Below are 16,462 nucleotides of genomic sequence, written 5' to 3' on the forward strand. Positions count from 1 at the left end.
GTTACCGCACGATGATTTCAGGATCGGCGATGCCCATCCGCAGCACTTGCCGCAATCCCTGGTCCGCCGCCTCGACGGAATGGTAAGGCCCGACATTCACGGCCCAAAGCGTGCGATCGCCGCCAAATACCGGCACCAGCCGTGCTGGAAGACCATAAAGCCGCGCCATGGTCCGGGCGGCGTCCCCCTCGCTGCCAAAGCCGGAAACCTGGACCCAGAGCGGGCCTGGCGTGGGAGCGGTTGTCGTGACCTGGCCGGAAAGTCGTGGCCCGTCATTCGTCCCCGCCGCGTTATCGCTGGTGAGAAGTTGCCGCACGGCACCGCTGGCGCCGCCGCTGCCCGGTGGTGCCAGCGATTGCGCGGTGATGCCAGCCACCGGCGCCGCGGTCAGCTTGGGGCCGGCTCCAAGCGTGGCCTGCAGGGCGGCGCTGGCCTGGGTGTCGAGCTTCACAGCCACCTCCACCACCCCGCCGGATGGAAAGTTCAGCAGCTTGGCGACATGCGGCGTCACCGCGATGACGCGGCCGGGAATGTTCGGCCCCCGCTCATTCACCCGCACCCGCACAGAATAACCATTGACCAGATTGGTGACGGTCACGATGCTGGGCAGCGGCAATACGGGGCTGGCGGCCATCAGCCCGTTTGGATCGTAAAGCTCGTTATCGGCGGTGTAGGCACCATCGCCATGCCGGATGACGACCCCCAGCCCGGTGACATCGTAACTGTTGAAGTCGCGCGGGTAGCGCCATTCCCCCCCCACTTGATAGGGGTTGCCGATCGTATAGGTGACCGGCCCTGGGGATGGCGGCGGGGTATGCGGCACGCACCCCGCCAGAATTGTGCATAGCCCCAGGAGGAGCCGGCTGGTCATGACAGAATCGCCCGCCCGAGCGCGCCGACGGCCAGCGCGTAAAAATCGGACGGGTTATAGCGCCGAATGACGTTGAAATTCTGATACACCAAAAACGCTTGCCCGCCTGCGCCATCAGGCAGCAGCAGGGCCGCGGGCGTGGCGGAGGAAAGCCGCGCCGCTCCCGGCAGGCGCTGCACACCAAGCTTTTCCCAGTATCCGATGGTCTTCACTTCCTTGCGCCCGGTAAGCTTGGGATTGAGACCGCCGGGGGCCAGCACCGCTTCCGAGGACGGCTCGCCATCGTGCCAGCCTGCCTTGGCGAGATAATTGGCCATGGAAGCCAGCGAGTCGGCATCGGAATGCCAAATATCCGGCGCGCCATGCCCTGAAAAGCTCACCGCCGTGGTGAGATAGGTACTGGGCATGAATTGCGGCTGCCCCATGGCCCCCGCATAGGAGCCGAGCAAATTCGAGACCGGCGCATCGCCCATCGCCACGATCTTCATCGCCTTGATGGCTTCGGTACCGAAATAATGGCTTTGCCGGTCCCAGGCCAGGGTGGTCAGCGCATCGATCACGTTGAAATCGCCCTGATTGGCGCCGAAATTCGTCTCCAACCCCCAAATGCCGAGCATCACCGGGGCGGAAACGCCAAAACGGCTGGTCACGGCCGCCAGCAGGCTGCTCGTGCTCTGGTATTTCCGCTGGCCGGTGTCGATGCGCGTCTGGCTCAGCACGCGGCTGGAATATTGCGACCAGGTGAGGGTGAATTCCGGCTGATGATGGTCCAGTTTCAGCACTTTCTGGTTGGGCACCAGATTCGCCGTGGTCGCCTGCACCACGGAAGCGGGAATCCCCGCCGAGCGGGCCCGGGCCCGCAATTGCGCCAGAAACGCCGGAAAGCTTTGCGCCGCCCAGCTTGCCCGGGGCAAAGCCAGGGCGCCGCCCAGACCAGCCAACATCATGCGTCTTAACATGGGCCGATCCTGCCATGCCCGCCCGCGCCGCCGCAACGGGGCCAGCGGGCGCTCAACCAACTTGTCATGTTCCGCCCGCCATGGCGCGGAACACCAAGCTCGGCTATGCTGTAAACATGGGATTCTGGCGCACCAAGGCATTGACGGAGATGAGCCGGGCGGAGTGGGAATCGCTCTGCGATGGGTGCGGGCGCTGCTGCCTGCACAAGCTGCGCGACGATGAGACTGATGAAATTTCCTTCACCAATGTCGCTTGCCGCCTGCTGGACCTCAAAACCGCCCGGTGCCGGGATTATCCCAATCGCAAGACCAAGGTGCCCGATTGCGTGAAGCTCACCCCCAGGCGCCTGGAGAAGATGGACTGGCTGCCACCGAGCTGTGCCTACCGGCTGCTGCGCGAGGGTAAGGATCTGCCCCCCTGGCACCCGTTGCGCAGCGGCCGGGCTGAAAGCGTGGTGGAGGCGGGAGCCTCCGTGGCGGGGCGCTGTGTCGATGAACGCCAGGCCGGGCCGCTTGAACATCACATCATGGATTGGCCGGGCCGGATGCCCCGCCGCCGCCCGGCATGAGCACCGAGCCCTTGACCACGGAAATGGTGCCCGTGCGGGGGGCCTTGGTGGCGGTGGCCTTCAGGCGCTCATCGCGGGCCAGGCGGGTTTCGCTCAGGATCGATCCGGCCCAGGGGGTGGTGATCACCCTGCCCCCACGAGCTTCGCGCCGGGCCGGGCTGGCGCTGCTGCACGCCCATGAGGAATGGGTGAATGAGAAGCTGGAGGCCCTGCCCCACCCCCTGGCGCTGCGCCCGGGCGCCATGGTGCCCGTGCGGGGGCAACCGCACGAGATCGTGCATCTCCAGAGCGGTCGTGGCGGCGCCTGGATCGAAAACGAAAAAATCTTCGTGACGGGACAGCCGGAATTCCTCGCCCGGCGGGTGGCCGATTGCCTGAAGCGTCTGGCCCGCCAGCGCCTGACCGCCATGGCGGTCCTCACCGCCCAGCGCGCGGCCCTGCATCCCAAGACAGTGCGTATCAAGGACACACGCTCGCGCTGGGGCAGTTGCGCGCCGGATGGCACGCTGGCCTTTTGCTGGCGGCTGGTCTGCGCCCCTGATTTCGTGCAGGATTATGTGGTGGCGCACGAGGTGGCCCATCTGCGGCATATGAATCACGGACCGCAATTCTGGCTTCTGACTGAGCAGCTTACCCCGCACAGGCTTGCCGCCACCGCATGGCTGGCTAGCGAGGGCACGGGCCTGTTGCGCATCGGCTGATCCATGCCAATCATACCTTACAGATAGCCGATCACCCCAAAGTGAAAGACCTTCGATGAAAGCCGTTGCCTTTACCCATTCCCGCCCCATCACCGAGCCGAACGCGCTCGAAGACATTGATTTGCCCGTGCCCGTGCCCCGGCATCACGACCTTCTGGTCGAGGTCAAGGCCGTTTCGGTCAATCCGGTCGACACCAAGATCCGTCAATCCAACGAGCCTCTGGGAGAACCGCGTGTGCTGGGGTTCGATGCCGCTGGCATCGTGCGCGCCATCGGCCCGGAAGTGCAGAATTTTTCGGTGGGCGATGAAGTGTTTTACGCTGGTGTTCCAGACCGGCCAGGCACCAATGCCGAGTTTCATCTGGTGGATGACCGCATTGCCGGCCATAAGCCAAAGACCCTGAGCTTCGCCGCCGCCGCCGCCCTGCCCCTGACCGCGCTGACCGCCTGGGAAATGCTGTTTGAGCGTTTCCGCATCCCGCGTGACCAGCCCCATGGCGGCACGCTGCTGGTGGTGGGTGCTGGCGGCGGTGTGGGGTCCATGGCCATCCAGTTTGCCTCTCAGCTCACCGACATGACGGTGATCGCCACCGCCTCCCGCCCCGATACGGCGGAATGGTGCCGCTCCCTCGGCGCGCATCATATCGTAAATCATCACCACGATCTCGGCGCGCAGATCCTCCAGGCGGGGCTGACACCGCCCGGGCATATTCTGTGCGTGGCGCACGTGAAGCAGCATTTCCACAAGCTCGTCGATCTGCTGGCCCCGGAAGGGGCCGTCGGCATCATCGAATCCAATGCCGGGGAACTCAACGTCTCACCGCTGATCCGCAAGAGCGCCACGCTGCATACGGAATATGTGTTCACGCGCGGCATTTTGCATACGCCCAACATGAGCATTCAACACCGCACGCTGGAGGCCATCGCGCATCTCGTCGATAACGGCACGCTGAAAACGACGATGACCGAGAATTACGGCCCCATCAACGCCGCCAACCTGATCCGCGCCCATGCGGCGCTGGAGGGCGGCAACACTGTCGGCAAGATCGTGCTGGAAGGGTTTTAAAAACAACGCGGAGGGGGCGCTTCCCAGCGCCCCCTCCGTTCATGGCGTCCTTAAGAATTTGTCAGCCCAGGCGGTGGATGCGCGCTCAGCAACGCGGCCAGTTCGCGAAAACGCGCCTCGCGCGGGTCGGAAATGCGCCAGCTCAAGCTCAGCCAGCGCCCGGCATCCTCCTCAAGGCCACGCACGCTGACCCTGGCGCGCAAATCCGGCCGCGCCGCCAGCGCCAGGGCGGGCAGAAGTGAAATCCCCTCCCCCGCCGCCACCATGTGCCAAAGCGTTTCCAGGCTGGTGGAATGACGCATGGCCCTTGGCGCGGCGCCGCACAGGGCCAGCGCCTGGTCGCGCAGACAATGCCCTTCTTCCAGCAGCAGCAATTCACCCAAGGGCAGTTGCTTTAGGTCGATCCGCCCGCGCCGCGCCAAGCCATGCCCTGGCGGCACCGCCAGCAAAAAAGGTTCGAAGAAAAGCGGCTGACTGGCCATGCCCGGCATATCGGGACCAGCCGTGATGATGGCATCGAAGCGCCCATGGCGCAGCCCCTCGGCCAGCGCCGCCGTGCGTCCCTCTCCCAGGCGGGGGTCCAGCTCCGGCTTTTCCGCCTTCAGCAATTGCAGCAGAAATGGCAGGTAATAAGGCCCCAGCGTTTCGATGGCGCCGATCCGCAGCGCTCCGCTCAAGACATCGCCATGCGCGCCAAGCGCGAATAAATCCCGTGCCGCCGACAAAACCAACCCGATTTGCTCCACGATCCGTTCGCCGGCTTGTGTCAGCGACACTTGGCGGCGCCCGCGCTCGAAAATCGTCACGCCGAGGCGTCCTTCAAGTTTCTGGACCTGTTCGGAAAGTGCCGGCTGACTGACATTGCAGCGCGCCGCCGCCTTGCCAAAATGCTTGAGTTCGGCAACCGCCTCCACATATTCCAAGTCACGGAGCGACGTTCCCGCCAGAGGTTTCAGAGCCATCGGGGCTTTTTAATAGGTTTTACCTTTCAAGAAAATAATTAAAATCGACTATACCTATTATTTCGTCTGGCTCAGTCTCGCTTCACAACGAAAGGAGCAGCCACATGACTTATGAAAACCCTAAAACCCCGGCCCGCCTGACCACGACCGGCGGCATGCCGGTTGCGGATAATCAGAACTCCGAAACCGCGGGAGCGCACGGCCCCGTGCTCCTGCAGGACTTCCAGTTGCTGGAAAAACTAGCGCATCAGAACCGCGAGCGGATTCCCGAGCGCGTGGTCCACGCCAAGGGCTCGGCCGCCTATGGCAGGCTCACCATCACCGGCGATATTTCACAATACACCAAGGCGAAGGTTCTGCGGCCCGGTGCCGAGACTGAGTTGCTGCTGCGCTTTTCCACCGTGGCGGGCGAACGCGGCGCCGCCGACGCCGAACGGGATGTGCGCGGTTTCGCCATGAAATTCTACACCGAGGAAGGCAATTGGGACCTGGTCGGCAACAACACGCCGGTTTTCTTTGTCCGCGACGCGCTGAAATTCCCCGATTTCATCCATACCCAGAAGCGCCACCCCGTCACCAACCTGCGCTCCAACACCGCGATGTGGGATTTCTGGTCCCTGAGCCCGGAAAGCCTGCACCAGGTCACCATCTTGATGTCCGATCGCGGATTACCGCGCGGCTATCGCCACATGAACGGGTATGGTTCGCATACTTATAGCCTCATCAATGCGCGCAATGAGCGGTTCTGGGTGAAGTTCCATTTCAAGACCATGCAGGGTCATGAATTCTGGACCAATGAGGAAGCCGCCCAGGTGGTGGCCGGAGACCGCGAAAGCTCCCAGCGCGATTTGTACAACGCCATCGAGGCGAAGACCTTCCCGCGCTGGAAGATGCAGGTGCAGATCATGCCCGAATCCGAGGCGGGCAAAACCTCCTACGATCCCTTCGACCTCACGAAAATCTGGCCGCACGCGGATTATCCCTGCATCGATGTCGGTATTCTGGAACTGAACCGTAATCCGGCGAATTATTTCGCCGAGGTGGAGCAGGCATCCTTCTCACCCTCGAACGTGGTGCCCGGCATTTCCTTTTCTCCGGACAAGATGCTGCAAGCCCGCATCTTCTCTTATGCCGATGCCCATCGTTACCGCGTTGGCACCCATTATGAGGCGTTGCCGGTCAACCGGCCGAAATGCCCGGTGCATCATTATCATATGGACGGCGCCATGCGTTTCGACGCACCCAAGGTGGGCGATGCCTATTACGAGCCGAACAGCTTCAACGGCCCCAAGGAGGACCCGTCTCAAAAAGAGCCGCCTCTGCCCATTTCCGGCGCGGCGGGGCGTTATGACCATCGCGTGGACAATGACGATTACAGCCAGCCCCGCGCGCTTTTCCAGCTCTTCGACGCGGCGCAAAAGCAGCGCTTGTTTGGCAATATCGCCGCGGCGATGGATGGCGTGCCCGCGTTCATCGTCGAGCGTCAGCTTGAGCAGTTCGCCAAGGTCGATCCGGCCTATGCGGCGGGCGTGCGCGCGGCCCTGGCGGGCGGCGCGGCCAAGGCCGCCGAATAGCCCTTTCCCGGTGCCGGGCAGCCAGGGCGGCCACCCGGCACCACGTAACGAAGAGTTAATTATACTGAAGGGCGTACAGTAATCAGCTTGCTTACAGCTTACGGTTGTGTGCTAAATCACCCTCAATGACAGGGGTTTGTGTGTCCGCAGCGGATGGTTATTTCAGCCTGGGCGAGGCTCAGCGCTTGCGGGATCTGCATGCGCTGAAGCTGCTCTACACCCCGGCGGAAGAACGCTTCGATCGTATCACCAGACTCACGGCCCGGGTGCTGCAAGCCCCCGTGGCGATGATCAGCTTCATCACGGAAGACGCCCAATGGATCAAATCCAGCTTTGGGGTCACGGTGGGGCATATCGACCGGTCGTGGTCCATCTGCGCCCAGACCATCAAGGAGCATCATACCATGGTGGTGCCGGACCTGATGGCGGATGCGCGCTTTGCCGCCAATCCACTGGTCGGCAGCGCGCCTTTCATCCGTTTTTATGCCGGCCAGCCTCTCCATAGCGGCACACGCTCCACCGTCGGCGTGTTGAGCGTCATGGACACGCTGCCACGGCAATTGAGCCGAAGCGAGCAGGAGACATTGCAGGATCTGGCGGTGATCGTGGAACGGGAGCTAAGCCGCCGTGGCCAGAATAGTTTCCAGGATACGCTGATCCAGACCCATGACACACAGCAGCGGCGCGGTACCATCGACGAACTGACCCGCATGTGGAACCGCGCCTCGATCATGGAACTGGCGCATCTGGAATGCGCCGCCGCCAGCATGGGCTCATCGCTCAGCATGCTGTTGATCGATGTCGATCACCTGGCCTCGATCAACGAGAGCATGGGGGTGGCAATGGGCGATTTCGTGCTGCATGAGGTCGCGGCGGAAATCCGCCACTCCTTGCGCGACACGGATATTTCTGGCCGCTATGGCGGGGACACCTTCATGGTGATGCTGCGCGCGGGCGTACTGGATTCCAAGCTCGTGGCCGAGCGGATCCGCATGGCCATCGAGCGCCGGGTGATTCCTGGCATGGCCATGCCAGTCACGGTGAGCGTCGGCGTGGCCTGCGCCAAGTCTCAATCGCCCACGCCGGCGCTGCTGATCAGCGCGGCGGACAGGGTGCTGAATCAGATCAAGGATGAAGGGCGCAACCAGGTGGGGCACGTGCTGCTCTAGCCCCACCGCTCGCGGTGGAAATGTCGGTCAGGCGTGTTTTTTCAGCCTGTCCCTGAAGCCCTTGCGCAGCTTGGCGATTTTCGGGGCGATCACCGCCTGGCAATAGCCGGACCAGGGATTGCGCACGAAATAATCCTCATGCTCGGGCTCGGCCGGCCAAAACATGCTCAACGGCGTGATCTCGGTGACGATCTTGCCCCAGACGGTGGTAAATTCCGCAACCGCCGCCTTGGCCGCGGCTTGCTGTGCTGGCGTGGTATAAAAGATGGCCGAGCGATATTGCGGGCCGATATCATTGCCCTGCCGATTCAGCATCGTGGGGTCGTGGATCGTGAAGAACACCCGCAGCAGATCCTCGTAGGAAATCACCGAAGGGTCATAATCCACCCTCACAGCCTCGGCATGGCCGGTGGTGCCGGTGCAGATTTGCTTGTAGCTGGGATTCTCCACATGCCCACCGACATAGCCGGACTGCACTTTTTCCACCCCCTCCAACTCGTCATAGGCTGCCTCCAGACACCAGAAGCAGCCCCCGGCCAGGATCGCCGACTCACTCATTTTAGGCCTCCCATCTCACAGAGCATCTCCCAGTGCGCGGCGTCGACCGGGGAAACCGACAGGCGCGAATATTTCACCAAGGCGAGTTCCTTGAATCTCGGATCCGCCTTGATCGCCGCGAGCGTGACCGGCTTGGCCAGGGTCTCGATGGCTTTCATGTCCACACAGACCCAGTCCCCGCTTTCGGCCGTCGGGTCCGGGTAGGCTTCCCGCGCCACCTCCACGATGCCGACAATCTCCTTGCCGACATTGGAATGGTAGAAAAAGGCCCGGTCGCCCTTGCGCATCTCCTTGAGATGCCGTTTGGCGAGATGGTTGCGCACGCCCGTCCAGGGCTCGACGCCGTTCTTGACCTGTTCATCCCAGGAAAACGCGTCTGGTTCGGATTTGATCAGCCAATAGCTCATGCCAAGAACTGTAACCAATTTTCACACCGCTTCAAATTTACCGCACGCTGACATAAGTTGCGCGCATGAAGGAAAACGTCCTGTCTCCAGCCAGAACAGCCCGAAGCGGTGGATGGTTTCATTATCTCGCCAATCCTGGGCGGTTTCAGCGCGTCGCGCGCCCGACCCTGCCCTGGCTCACGGCGTTTTCGCTTATTCTGACCGTGACTGGCATCGTGTGGGGTTATTGGTTCGCCCCGGCGGACTGGCAGCAGGGAGACGCCTCGCGCATCATGTATGTGCATGTGCCCGCCGCCTGGGTGGCCATGGCCGGCTATGCCGCGCTGGCGGTTTGCTCCTTCTTGTCTCTTGTCTGGCGCCATCCGCTGGCGGACATCGCGGCGGAGGAAATCGGCCCTGTCGGTGCCGTCTTCACCGCGATGTGCCTGATCTCAGGCTCCCTCTGGGGCAAGCCGATGTGGGGAGCCTATTGGGTATGGGATGCCCGGCTGACCTCCGTGCTGATCCTGTTTTTTCTTTATCTTGGCCATATCGCGCTTATTCGGGCCTTCGATAACAAGACCCATGCTTATCGCGCCGCGGCCATCCTGGCCCTGGCTGGGGCGGTGAATCTGCCCATCATCATATTCTCCGTGCAATGGTGGAACACCCTGCACCAGGGTAACACCATCTCCATAACGGGTGGGTCGAAAATCTATATCACCATGCTCTATCCACTGCTGATCGCCTCGGTGGGGTTTTACCTCACCTTCGTTACATTAGTGGTGGCGCGCATGTCGGCGGCGATTTCGGAGCGCAAGATCGCGGCCTTGTTGCGTGCCTCGGCGGAGTGTGAGCCATGAACCCGGCCGTGCAACCCATTAATGTCTGGCCCTTCGTCAACGGGGCTTACGGTGTCACGGTGATCTTGCTGGCGGGTGTGGCGTGGCTGACCTATGCGCGCTATCGCCGCGCCCGCCGACGCCTTGCCCAGGCCGAGCAGCTTTAGCATGCGCACCCCCAAGCGGCGGCGGCTCTATCTGGTGCTGGCCTGTCTTGTCTGCCTGGGCGGCGCGGTGGCGCTTGGGCTGGCGGCTTTTTCATCCTCCCTCACTTATTTTCTCTCTCCCCGGCAGGTGGAGGCCAAGCCGCCGCCGCCAGGGCGAAGCTTCCGGCTGGGCGGAATCGTCGAAGTGGGCACCGTTTCCACCAGCGTGACCAATGGCATACCGACCACGCATTTCGCCGTGACCGATGGGCGCGCGGCGGTGCGGGTGGCTTTCACCGGCGTGTTGCCGGATCTGTTCCGCGAGGGGCAAGGGGTTGTGGCCATCGGGTCAATGAGGCCAGGTGGAGGCTTCGTGGCCGATGAGGTGCTGGCCAAGCATGGGGCGGATTATATGCCCAAGGATGTCGAACAGGCGTTGAAGGAAAGCGGCAAATGGGATCCGCGTTTTGGCCCGCCGCCAAATGCCAGCGCCTGGGACGATATGAAGGTAAAGGGCAACACATGATTCCCGAACTCGGCCATTTCTGTCTGGCCATGGCGGTGGCGATCGCCTGCGCGCAAGGGGTGGTCGGCATCGCGGGCCCCACGCTGCGGGACCCACGCGCCCTGGCCGCCGCGCCCGTGTTGACATTGCTGCATTTCACCGCGATCCTGCTCTCTTTCCTGGCCCTGGTCTGGGCCGGGGTGGTATCGGATTTCACGGTCGAGAATATCGCCGATTTCTCCTCCTCGGCCACGCCGCTGCTCTATCGGATCACTGGCGTATGGGGCAATCACGACGGTTCGATCCTGCTCTGGTGCCTGATTCTCTCGCTCTGCGGCGCGGCCGTGGCGGTGGGTGGGCGGCAATTGCCCGCCTCCTTGCGCGCACGCGTGCTGGGCGTGCTGGGGCTGGTTTCCTGCGGGTTTCTGCTGTTCACCCTGGCGGTGTCCGATCCCTTCACCCGCATCTGGCCGCCGCCGGCGAACGGAGCGGGCATGAACCCGATTTTGCAGGACCCTGGCCTCGCCTTCCATCCTCCGGTTCTCTACACGGGCTATGTCGGCTTTTCGGTTGCCTTTGCCTTCGCCATCGCGGCGCTGATCGAAGGGCGGATCGACGCCGCCTGGGGCCGCTGGGTAAGGCCCTGGGCGTTGCTCTCCTGGTGCTTCCTGACCGGCGGCATAACGCTGGGAAGCTGGTGGTCCTATTACACGTTGGGCTGGGGCGGGTTTTGGTTCTGGGATCCGGTGGAAAATGCAGCGCTTCTGCCGTGGCTTACCGGCACGGCGCTCCTGCATTGCGCCATCGTTGTCGAGAAGCGCGAGGCGCTGAAGGCCTGGACGGTGCTGCTGGCGATCGCAACCTTCTCGCTCTCGCTTTCCGGCACGTTCCTGGTGCGCTCGGGCATTCTGAACTCCGTGCATAGTTTCGCGGCGGCGCCGGACCAGGGGCTGTTCATCCTGGTGCTGCTGGCCATCACCATTGGCGGATCGCTGCTGCTTTTCGCCGTTCGCGCGCCGGTGCTGGCGGCCAGTGGCATTTATGCCCCGATCAGCCGGGAAAGCGCTTTGATCCTGAACAATATCTTCCTGTGCGCCATCGCGGCGGTGGTGTTTACCGGCACGCTCTATCCTCCCTTTGCCGATCTGCTGTTTGGCATTCAGCTTTCCGTCGGCGCGCCCTTCTTCAATCAGACGGTGCTGCCGCTGGCCGGACCGATCATTCTGGCGATGGGGGTGGGGCCGATGCTGCCCTGGAAACGCGCCGACTTGTTGCCGGTGTTGCAGCGCCTCTGGCTCGCCGGGGCGGTTGCCGTGCTGGTATTTATCAGCCTCGCCGCAACCAGGCATCTGATAGCCGCCCTGGGGCTGGCCGGCGGTGCCTGGGTGATCATGTCCGCCCTGACGGATCTGGCTGGCCGTATCAGGCTGTTCCGCGGGCCACCGGGCCAGGCATTGACGCGGTTGTTCTCCTTGCCGCGAGCATCCATCGGCGCGGCGCTGGGGCATATCGGCTTCGGTGTGTCGGTGATCGGCATCGCGGCGATGACTCTCGCCACGCAGAAAGTCATCGTACTTCAGCCTGGCCAATCCACCGAGCTTGGCGGCTATAGCTGGACACTGAAGGATATTCATGACGCGCCGGGGCCGAATTATTCCCAGCGCGTGGCGGATGTGGTGGTCAGCAATCATGGCCGCACCGTCATGACCCTGCATCCCAGCCGCAGATTTTTCACCGCGCAGCACACCATCACCAGTGACGCGGCCATCCGCACCAATGGGTTTCAGGATGTATACGCGGTCTTCGCCGATGAACATGATGGCGGGGCTGAATTGCGCCTGAACCGTCATCCGGGCGCGCCGGAAATCTGGTTTGGTGGGCTGATCATGGCGCTGGGCGGTTTTTGCTCTTTGTCCGACCGGCGCTTGCGTGTCGGCGCGCCGTTTCGCAAGCGGGTTCCCGGCGGCAGGGCGGCTGTTTAATGTCTCCCTTGCGCCGGCGTCTGCTGTTTGGAGTGCCCCTGGCCGTGGCCGTGGCGGGCGGAGCTGGATTTTACACCATTCTGCGCCGCATGCAGGATGACGAGTATAATCCGCATGCCTTGCCTTCACCCTTGATCGGCAAACGCCCCCCCGCTTTCACCCTTCCCGGTGCGGATGGGAGCCAGGGATTCTCCAACACAGATCTGCTGAGTCCCGCGAAACCGATGCTGGTGAACTGGTTTGCCTCCTGGTGCGCTCCCTGCCGGGAGGAAGCGCCGATATTGAGGCAATTGGCCGATTCCGGAATGACCATCTGGGGAATCGCCTATCAGGACCATCCAGACGATCTGGCTGCTTATCTGAAAGCCTATGGCAATCCCTACCGCCGCGTCGCCAGCGACGAATCAGGCCTGACCGCCATCAATTGGGGGGTTTACGGCGTGCCGGAGACCTATTTCATCGACAAAACCGGCATCGTGCGGCTGCGTTATGCTGGCGCCTTGACCAAAATGGTTCTGGACCGCGAGATCATGCCGCTATTCAGGCAATATTCATGAGGATTCCGCGTTTTCTGCTCATTCTGCTGCTGGTTCCCGGCTTCGCCCTGGCACAGGACATGGTGGCGCGAGACGGCGTGACCCTGACCCAGGCGCAGGAGAACAGAGCCGAGGCCATTGGCGATCAATTGCGCTGCCTGGTCTGCCAGAATGAAAGCATCGAGGAATCTTCGGCTGGATTGGCCAAGCAATTGCGTGGAATCATCCGCCAGCAAGTGGCAAAGGGCGCGCCGGACAAGCAGATCATGGATTACATGGTGAAGCGCTATGGTATTTTCGTGCTTCTGAAACCACCTGTCTCACCATTGACCTGGCTGCTTTATGCCTCGCCCTTCGTGGCCCTGATTGTTGGTTTCCTGGTCTTTTGGATGAGCCGGCGCGGCCGCGGCCAGCCCGTGGCCCCCTTAAACGAGGCCGAACAGGCCCGGCTGGATGAGTTGCTGAAATGACCTTGATCCTGATGGCGGTGCTGGCCCTGATACTGACCCTGCCGCTGCTGCTCGTTTTTCATCAACCGCGCAAGCTGCGCGAACGGCGCGACGCCGCGATGGCTCTTCACCGGGCCCAACTCACCGAGTTGGACCGGGATCTTGAGGATGGGCGCATCGACATCGCGGAGCATGCGGGCGCGCGGCTGGAGATCGAGCGGCGGCTGCTGGCTGCCGATGCCTTGCCTGTTCAGCCCACCGGCGGCAGCGCCAAGCTGCTGCTGATCATGCTGCTGGCCGCTCTGCCAATCGGCGGATTTGCTCTCTATTGGCCAGACAATAGCTGGTACGTGCCTTCCGAACCGCATGCGCGCTGGGAGGCCCAGCAGAAAGCGGCGGCGCAACGGCTTGAACAGATCATCGCGCTGTTGCGCGCGCATCTGGCCAAGGTCGAGCCCAACTCGGCCGATGCCAGCCAAGGGCAGGCTTATCTGGCCGAGGCGCTGACCGAACAGGCGGGCGGCATTACGCCCGAGGCTTTGTCGCTGTTCAAGCAATCTCTCGCCGATGCTCCGGAGGGAGCCTCCTGGCGGCAGATCGACGAGCAACGGCTGATGCAGGCGAAGACGCAAGGGCAGCAATAGAACGATATGGCAATTGATGGCTTGTTGAACATCGACGAAAAGGCCCAATCGTTCTAAATCAGAGGTTGTGATGTCTGGCCGATATCATCAAAACCACGAGGAGGCTGTGCTGGATGTGTAACGGAAACGACAAGACACCCCGAGAGCGTATCGACCAAGCGACGAAGGGCTCATCCGATTATTACGGTATCGCCGTAAATAAGGTGAATGGCTGGCTTATGCGCTACAAACAGCCCGCGAGCGAACAAACGGCGCGGTTTGTCATCGCCAACGTCAATAACACAAAACGGCAATCTATTTCATATACATCGGCGCATTGGAACGAAACCTGGCATTTCGGCAAAACCGCGATTTTAGGCGGCACCGAGGGCAGGCTCATTCCGTTCATGGGCGCATTCGCTAATTTCCTTGGTGGTTTTGTGAACCCGCAGACGTTGAATCCAGCGCTTTATAGAAATTTTCCGGTGACTCTCGGTATTGACGAAACGATAGATTATTACGCGGCCATCTCTAATTTCAAGGAACCAGACTGGGACAAGGTCGCAACTGAACTTGAACCAAAAGTATTTACAGATAGCTGATCTTCAAATCAGCCCGTTTGATTGGCTTCAAAGTTAAACGGGCCCTACTTTCCTTCCCGGTTTTTGGGCGTAAACTCCGCCCATGGAAGATAAAACCGAAACCGCCAAACCTGAACCCGCCGTGACGCTGAAGCCGGATACGCGCCAACCGCCGAAGGAAATCGGCGGGCCAAAGGGACCAGAGCCCACCCGCTACGGTGACTGGGAAAAAAACGGCCGCTGCTCTGACTTCTGATGGTGGCCTATCTGCTCCTGGCCATCGCCATTGTCAGTGAGGTCACAGCGACCTCCGCGCTCAAACTATGCGACGGTTTCACCCGCCCCCTGCCCTCGGCTGTGGTGATTCTCGGCTATTGCATCAGTTTTTTCACGCTTGCCCAGGTGGTGAAGCTGATGCCTCTTGGCTACGCCTATGCGCTCTGGTGCGGGTTCGGCATCGTGTTGATCGTGGCGGTGGGGTATTTCTATTACCGCCAAGCGGTTGACCTGCCAGGGATTTTCGGGTTGGCGCTGATCATGGCCGGGGTTCTGGTGATCAATCTTTTCTCGAAAATGGCCGTGCGCTGAGCAGTTAACCATAGGCTTAAGCCGATTTTATTTGCGGAACGGGAAACCCGCCCCAAATCGCCTTCAGGTGCCTGGAAAAGCAATTGCTTGGAAAGGGATCTTCAACAATTTGGGGAACAGGAATGAAATCAGGGATCGCTATCATCGGTGTCATCGTCATTGCGGTTGCGGTGTTTTTCATCGTGCCGATGGCCGCTGGCGGCAGCGCCAATGTCTGCCAGGCGCTGGAAAAGCATAATGTCAGCCAGACCGCGCAGAACATCACCGGAACCAACTCCGGCCCGGTGCATGATGTGATCAATTCCGTCGGGCAGAGCTTTGCCACGGGCGATGGCGAGGCCGCGAAGCAGGCTCAGGACCATCCCGATACCCCTTCCGCCGTGAGCTGCGCCGCCGCTTACTGGAAAACATTGTAGAAGTGAAAATCCGTCTCTTGGGCTTCGGTCTTGTCCAAGCAACCGATTGGAACGCCTAGATGTTGTCCAGGATTTGGGGCGTTTTACAAAAAACGCCCCAAAAGTTGGACCTTTTTAGCAACCGGCCCAATCCGCCCGAAGCGCCGGAGAGGGGCTTGAGGACAAACTGTTTTCAGGCGCTAAAAAGCGCTCCGGACGACCCCGCCATCCACCCGCAAGGCGGCCCCAGTGGTGGCGGAGGCCGCTGTGCTGGCCACATAGGCGACCATGGCGGCCACTTCCTCCGTGGAGGCGAAACGCTTGATGACCGAGCTGGGCCGCGCGGTACGAAAAAAATCGTCCTGAAAATCCTCGAAGCTCTGACCACCGGAGAGCTGCCGGATAAATTCATCCACCCCGCGTGAACGGGTGGGGCCGGGCAACACGCTGTTCACGGTGATGCCCGTGCCAGCCACCGATTCCGCCAAGCCACGCGCAACGGCGATCTCGGCGGCCTTGGTCATGCCGTAATGGATCATTTCCACCGGGATCTGAATGGCGCTCTCGGAGGAAATGAAGATGATTCGCCCCCAATTGGCCGCCTTCATGGCGGGGAGGACCAGACGCGCCAGCCGGGCGCCGGAGAGCACATTCACCTCGAAAAAGCGGCGCCAATCCTCATCGGGGATTTCCTCAAAGGGCTTGGGTTCGAAAATACCCAGATTATTCACCAGCACCTGAATATCTGGAAAACGCTCGACCAGCGCCTCGGCCACGTCCGGGCGGGTGAGATCGCCCGCGAACCCCAGAACCTCGCCGCCCATTCCAGGCTCGATGGCGGCGGCGGCTTCGTCCACCGCCTCCTGGCGGCGGCCATTCACGATCACGCGCGCGCCTTCCGCCGCCAGCCGCGCCGCGATGGCATGGCCAATGCCCGCGGTGCTGCCCGAAACCAGTGCCAGCTTTCCCTTCAATCCGAGATCCATGATATCGCTCCTTT

Annotated in this window: 22 protein-coding genes; 16 read left to right on the forward strand and 6 right to left on the reverse strand. The window is 61.7% G+C overall.

Annotation, left to right across the window (positions count from 1 at the left end; all coding sequences use genetic code 11):
- Nucleotide 1 precedes the first annotated feature (1 nt).
- Complete coding sequence (locus AB7D48_RS07630) at nucleotides 2–871, reverse strand: RlpA-like double-psi beta-barrel domain-containing protein (RefSeq protein ID WP_427977271.1); 870 nt, start codon at nucleotides 869–871, stop codon at nucleotides 2–4.
- The gene (locus AB7D48_RS07635; protein ID WP_427977274.1) at nucleotides 868–1,818 is read right to left on the reverse strand and encodes a lytic murein transglycosylase; all 951 of its coding nucleotides are present in this window, start codon (nucleotides 1,816–1,818) and stop codon (nucleotides 868–870) included. The genes AB7D48_RS07630 and AB7D48_RS07635 overlap by 4 nt, the downstream gene beginning before the upstream one ends.
- Nucleotides 1,819–1,946: 128 nt before the next feature.
- Here AB7D48_RS07635 and AB7D48_RS07640 point away from each other — a divergent pair, with 128 nt between their 5' ends.
- The 3 genes from AB7D48_RS07640 to AB7D48_RS07650 are packed head-to-tail and all read left to right on the forward strand — an operon-like array spanning nucleotide 1,947 to nucleotide 4,166.
- Nucleotides 1,947–2,399 carry a YcgN family cysteine cluster protein gene (locus AB7D48_RS07640; RefSeq protein ID WP_427977437.1) on the forward strand — a complete coding sequence of 151 codons (453 nt, stop codon included), beginning with the start codon at nucleotides 1,947–1,949 and terminating at the stop codon, nucleotides 2,397–2,399.
- Nucleotides 2,396–3,100, forward strand: coding sequence for a M48 family metallopeptidase (locus AB7D48_RS07645; protein ID WP_427977276.1), 705 nt, complete (start codon nucleotides 2,396–2,398; stop codon nucleotides 3,098–3,100). The genes AB7D48_RS07640 and AB7D48_RS07645 overlap by 4 nt, the downstream gene beginning before the upstream one ends.
- Nucleotides 3,101–3,155: 55 nt before the next feature.
- A complete protein-coding gene (locus AB7D48_RS07650) occupies nucleotides 3,156–4,166 on the forward strand; it encodes a zinc-binding alcohol dehydrogenase family protein (protein ID WP_427977279.1) in 1,011 nt (336 codons plus the stop codon).
- A gap of 50 nt (nucleotides 4,167–4,216) precedes the next feature.
- Here the strand turns inward: AB7D48_RS07650 and AB7D48_RS07655 are convergent, their stop codons facing one another.
- On the reverse strand, nucleotides 4,217–5,128 hold the full coding sequence (locus AB7D48_RS07655; protein ID WP_427977281.1) for a LysR substrate-binding domain-containing protein: 912 nt from the start codon (nucleotides 5,126–5,128) through the stop codon (nucleotides 4,217–4,219).
- A 104-nt stretch (nucleotides 5,129–5,232) separates the two neighbouring features.
- Here AB7D48_RS07655 and AB7D48_RS07660 point away from each other — a divergent pair, with 104 nt between their 5' ends.
- Together AB7D48_RS07660 and AB7D48_RS07665 are read left to right on the forward strand one after the other, a co-directional pair.
- Nucleotides 5,233–6,702, forward strand: a complete 1,470-nt coding sequence (locus AB7D48_RS07660; protein WP_427977284.1) for a catalase — start codon at nucleotides 5,233–5,235, stop codon at nucleotides 6,700–6,702.
- Nucleotides 6,703–6,842: 140 nt separating this feature from the next.
- Nucleotides 6,843–7,871, forward strand: coding sequence for a diguanylate cyclase (locus AB7D48_RS07665; protein ID WP_427977287.1), 1,029 nt, complete (start codon nucleotides 6,843–6,845; stop codon nucleotides 7,869–7,871).
- 27 nt (nucleotides 7,872–7,898) lie between these two features.
- Here AB7D48_RS07665 and msrA read toward each other — a convergent pair whose 3' ends face one another.
- Both msrA and AB7D48_RS07675 read right to left on the reverse strand, forming a co-directional pair.
- The gene (msrA, locus tag AB7D48_RS07670) at nucleotides 7,899–8,429 is read right to left on the reverse strand and encodes a peptide-methionine (S)-S-oxide reductase MsrA (protein ID WP_427977289.1); all 531 of its coding nucleotides are present in this window, start codon (nucleotides 8,427–8,429) and stop codon (nucleotides 7,899–7,901) included.
- The gene (locus tag AB7D48_RS07675; protein WP_427977291.1) at nucleotides 8,426–8,836 is read right to left on the reverse strand and encodes an EVE domain-containing protein; all 411 of its coding nucleotides are present in this window, start codon (nucleotides 8,834–8,836) and stop codon (nucleotides 8,426–8,428) included. Before AB7D48_RS07675 ends, msrA begins: the two co-directional genes overlap by 4 nt.
- Nucleotides 8,837–8,901: 65 nt before the next feature.
- Here AB7D48_RS07675 and ccmC point away from each other — a divergent pair, with 65 nt between their 5' ends.
- The 11 genes from ccmC (at nucleotide 8,902) to AB7D48_RS07730 (ending at nucleotide 15,483) form a co-directional block, all read left to right on the forward strand.
- Nucleotides 8,902–9,678, forward strand: a complete 777-nt coding sequence (gene ccmC / locus AB7D48_RS07680) for a heme ABC transporter permease CcmC (RefSeq protein WP_427977293.1) — start codon at nucleotides 8,902–8,904, stop codon at nucleotides 9,676–9,678.
- Nucleotides 9,675–9,824, forward strand: coding sequence for a heme exporter protein CcmD (gene ccmD, locus AB7D48_RS07685; RefSeq protein ID WP_427977295.1), 150 nt, complete (start codon nucleotides 9,675–9,677; stop codon nucleotides 9,822–9,824). Before ccmC ends, ccmD begins: the two co-directional genes overlap by 4 nt.
- A 1-nt stretch (nucleotide 9,825) precedes the next feature.
- Nucleotides 9,826–10,329 carry a cytochrome c maturation protein CcmE gene (ccmE, locus tag AB7D48_RS07690; RefSeq protein ID WP_427977298.1) on the forward strand — a complete coding sequence of 168 codons (504 nt, stop codon included), beginning with the start codon at nucleotides 9,826–9,828 and terminating at the stop codon, nucleotides 10,327–10,329.
- Nucleotides 10,326–12,290: a heme lyase CcmF/NrfE family subunit gene (locus AB7D48_RS07695; protein WP_427977301.1), complete on the forward strand. Its 1,965-nt coding sequence runs from the start codon at nucleotides 10,326–10,328 to the stop codon at nucleotides 12,288–12,290. Before ccmE ends, AB7D48_RS07695 begins: the two co-directional genes overlap by 4 nt.
- Nucleotides 12,290–12,847, forward strand: coding sequence for a DsbE family thiol:disulfide interchange protein (locus AB7D48_RS07700; protein ID WP_427977303.1), 558 nt, complete (start codon nucleotides 12,290–12,292; stop codon nucleotides 12,845–12,847). The genes AB7D48_RS07695 and AB7D48_RS07700 overlap by 1 nt, the downstream gene beginning before the upstream one ends.
- Nucleotides 12,844–13,296, forward strand: a complete 453-nt coding sequence (locus AB7D48_RS07705) for a cytochrome c-type biogenesis protein (RefSeq protein ID WP_427977306.1) — start codon at nucleotides 12,844–12,846, stop codon at nucleotides 13,294–13,296. Before AB7D48_RS07700 ends, AB7D48_RS07705 begins: the two co-directional genes overlap by 4 nt.
- Nucleotides 13,293–13,919, forward strand: coding sequence for a c-type cytochrome biogenesis protein CcmI (gene ccmI / locus AB7D48_RS07710; protein ID WP_427977309.1), 627 nt, complete (start codon nucleotides 13,293–13,295; stop codon nucleotides 13,917–13,919). Before AB7D48_RS07705 ends, ccmI begins: the two co-directional genes overlap by 4 nt.
- A 113-nt stretch (nucleotides 13,920–14,032) precedes the next feature.
- Nucleotides 14,033–14,500 (forward strand): hypothetical protein, encoded by a 468-nt coding sequence (locus AB7D48_RS07715; protein WP_427977310.1) that lies wholly within the window; start codon nucleotides 14,033–14,035, stop codon nucleotides 14,498–14,500.
- A gap of 82 nt (nucleotides 14,501–14,582) precedes the next feature.
- A complete protein-coding gene (locus AB7D48_RS07720; protein WP_427977313.1) occupies nucleotides 14,583–14,735 on the forward strand; it encodes a DUF1674 domain-containing protein in 153 nt (50 codons plus the stop codon).
- The gene (locus AB7D48_RS07725) at nucleotides 14,735–15,067 is read left to right on the forward strand and encodes a DMT family transporter (RefSeq protein ID WP_427977315.1); all 333 of its coding nucleotides are present in this window, start codon (nucleotides 14,735–14,737) and stop codon (nucleotides 15,065–15,067) included. The genes AB7D48_RS07720 and AB7D48_RS07725 overlap by 1 nt, the downstream gene beginning before the upstream one ends.
- Before the next feature lie 122 nt (nucleotides 15,068–15,189).
- Nucleotides 15,190–15,483, forward strand: coding sequence for a hypothetical protein (locus AB7D48_RS07730; protein WP_427977317.1), 294 nt, complete (start codon nucleotides 15,190–15,192; stop codon nucleotides 15,481–15,483).
- Between the two features lie 179 nt (nucleotides 15,484–15,662).
- Here the strand turns inward: AB7D48_RS07730 and AB7D48_RS07735 are convergent, their stop codons facing one another.
- Entirely contained in the window at nucleotides 15,663–16,448 is a 786-nt protein-coding gene (locus tag AB7D48_RS07735; RefSeq protein WP_427977319.1) for an SDR family NAD(P)-dependent oxidoreductase, read from the reverse strand.
- Nucleotides 16,449–16,462 lie beyond the last annotated feature (14 nt).

This window comes from Acidocella sp., from assembly GCF_050253495.1.
In the GTDB taxonomy this organism is placed as follows: domain Bacteria; phylum Pseudomonadota; class Alphaproteobacteria; order Acetobacterales; family Acetobacteraceae; genus Acidocella.